Annotated in this window: 2 protein-coding genes; both read right to left on the reverse strand. The window is 38.7% G+C overall.

Annotation, left to right across the window (positions count from 1 at the left end; genetic code table 11):
• Positions 1-73 precede the first annotated feature (73 nt).
• Positions 74-799, reverse strand: a complete 726-nt coding sequence (gene istB / locus PQ511_RS23510) for an IS21-like element helper ATPase IstB (RefSeq protein ID WP_255224101.1) — start codon at positions 797-799, stop codon at positions 74-76.
• Positions 796-2,211: an IS21 family transposase gene (gene istA, locus PQ511_RS23515; RefSeq protein ID WP_337957792.1), complete on the reverse strand. Its 1,416-nt coding sequence runs from the start codon at positions 2,209-2,211 to the stop codon at positions 796-798. Before istA ends, istB begins: the two co-directional genes overlap by 4 nt.
• Positions 2,212-2,374 lie beyond the last annotated feature (163 nt).

The following is a 2,374-nucleotide window of genomic DNA, read 5'->3' on the forward strand; positions in this document are numbered from 1 at the left end:
TGTATTTTGCAATAGAAAAGTGCAGGAAAATGCAAAGAAAAGTGCAGAGGTTTGTCACCCGGAATACTTCTCTTTATTTTCTTTTAGATAATGCGTTTGTTAAGCGGTAACTCTCTCCTTGATAAGAGATGATATGGGCATGGTGAATCAGTCGATCCACCAATGCAGCGGTCAATCTAGAGTCTACAAATATTCTGTTCCATTGACTGAACTCTAAATTTGACGTGATGATTAAACTCTTCTGCTCGTAGAATTCAGAGATAAGTTGGAATAGTAGCTCAGAGCCCTCTTTACTAAACGGCAGGTAGCCCATTTCATCCAGGATGATTAAATCTACCTTCTCCAATTTCTTACGAAATGCTGAGAGCTTATTCAACCTTAAGGCTTGCTCCAATTCTTCTACTAAATGAGCTACACGGTAAAAACGGACTTCATAGCCATTTTCACACGCTTTCCTTCCCAATCCCGTCGCTAGATGGGTTTTCCCAGTTCCTGGTGACCCTACCAATACAACGTTTTCTCCTTTTTCAATAAAACTCAAACTGCATATTTCCTCTTTAGACGTATGAGGTGGAAACCGAATTTGTTCTGTCCATTCATAGGTATGAAGATTTTTCTTATCCAAAAACTTGGCCTTTTTTATTAATCTGATAGATTTTGTTTGTTCTCTTAACTTATGTTCTTCGTCAAATAAGTCATTAAGATATTGCTCCTTATTCTCGAAGGGAATTTGGTCATAAATTTCTGCTATATAAGCCAAACGCAAAGTCTTGCACTTACTTCGTAACTGATCACTCATTTGCCGACCTCCTCAATTGGAGCGAGGGCATCATATTGATTCCAATCCACTTCATAAGGATTGCCATCGCCGTTTAAACGTTCTTTCTCAATCAAGTCATAAAACTCTTCATTGATACGTTTCATATCATAAGTAACTAACAGAGTAGAGAGGGACTCTAAACGTTTACGCCGAATAAGCAGGTTGTCCGTTAGTAGAAATTCCTTTACTCTTCCCGGAAGGTAGTCGGAATATCGCGAATAGGTTAGAACCCTTGGTTTATGAATCCATGTTTTTATAATGGATTGCCACGGGAGTGCTTTTCGCTTGTTCATGTAAGGACGGAAGTCCTCCAAGAGAATTTCACCGTCTGGTGAAATAACTTTAAATTGATCCCAGCTAAGGATTAGGTGTAATTGACTGTAGTTATAAGCACGCGGCACATGTATAAGAGACTTGTCGATTTTCACTTCATTGTACTTATTTACCTTTGCTAAATCTTTTTTGAATACTGGGTATGCCCTCGCGGGCATAGCTAGTAAATACTTAGTTTCTTGATCCCATAACTCTTGGATTAGAACTTCTTTCTCATAGTGCAGCCTTTTACGATCTTCAAGCAGTTGTTCCTTTAACTTCAAGGTTAGATCTTCAAAGCTTTTCATCACTGGTGCCTTGGTGAAAAAGTTGTATCGAATATAGCCTACCTTATTTTCTACATTTCCTTTCTCATGGCCACTTCTAGGATTACAAACCTGAACTTCAAATCCATAATGATTCTGAAATTGCAAAAATTCATCTGTTAGTTTTGCTTCTTCCATTTTTGAACGGGTTTGCTTTACTGCAGGTGTTAGGTTGTCAATTCTTATTGATTTTGGGACTCCACCTGCTTGAATGAACAGTTGCTGCAATCCATACAAAAAACATTCTTGATTCTCAGATGGCAGAGGTACGGCGAAGCCAGTGTTGCTATAAGGCATAGACATGATCAGTGCTCGAACATCTACTAAGTCCCCGTCTTGAACTGCTTCCATTACTCCAAAGTCCACCTGTGCCTCACCCGGAGGGTGCGTTAACCTTTCATGTCCTTTATCCTTTTCTTCTTGATGGCTGTTCTTCCACTCTTTTATAAAATTGCATACTGTTCGATAGGATCCGGTAAAACCATATTTTATCAATTCGTTATGTAGCTCTTTATTTGTCCTTCTAGATTTTCGTTTTAATCGTTGATCTTCAAACAACCAATCTGCGACCATTTCTCCCCATTCTTCCTCATACATCATTCCTTTTCTAGGCATTAATGTATCTTGAGGAATCTGGTCCTCATCTGCATATTTCTTTGCGGTACGCCAGTTAACCCCTAATATTTTCTGTATTTGGGAGATTGATAGACCTTTGTTGTTTCTCAAATTTTTGATACAATTAATATCAGACATTGCTAGCATCCTTCCGTTACCTCCGTGAATTGATTCGACACCAATTACGTTAGAGGGACTTGGGGTGACTGGCAAGTCTTTTTTTTTATGCCCTTATTAAAATAAGTGCAGGACTCTGCATTTTTCTGTTGCAAAGGTCTGCACTTCTATTTTGCAATAAACA

Source organism: Guptibacillus spartinae (genome assembly GCF_028610625.1).
In the GTDB taxonomy this organism is placed as follows: domain Bacteria; phylum Bacillota; class Bacilli; order Bacillales; family Guptibacillaceae; genus Guptibacillus; species Guptibacillus spartinae.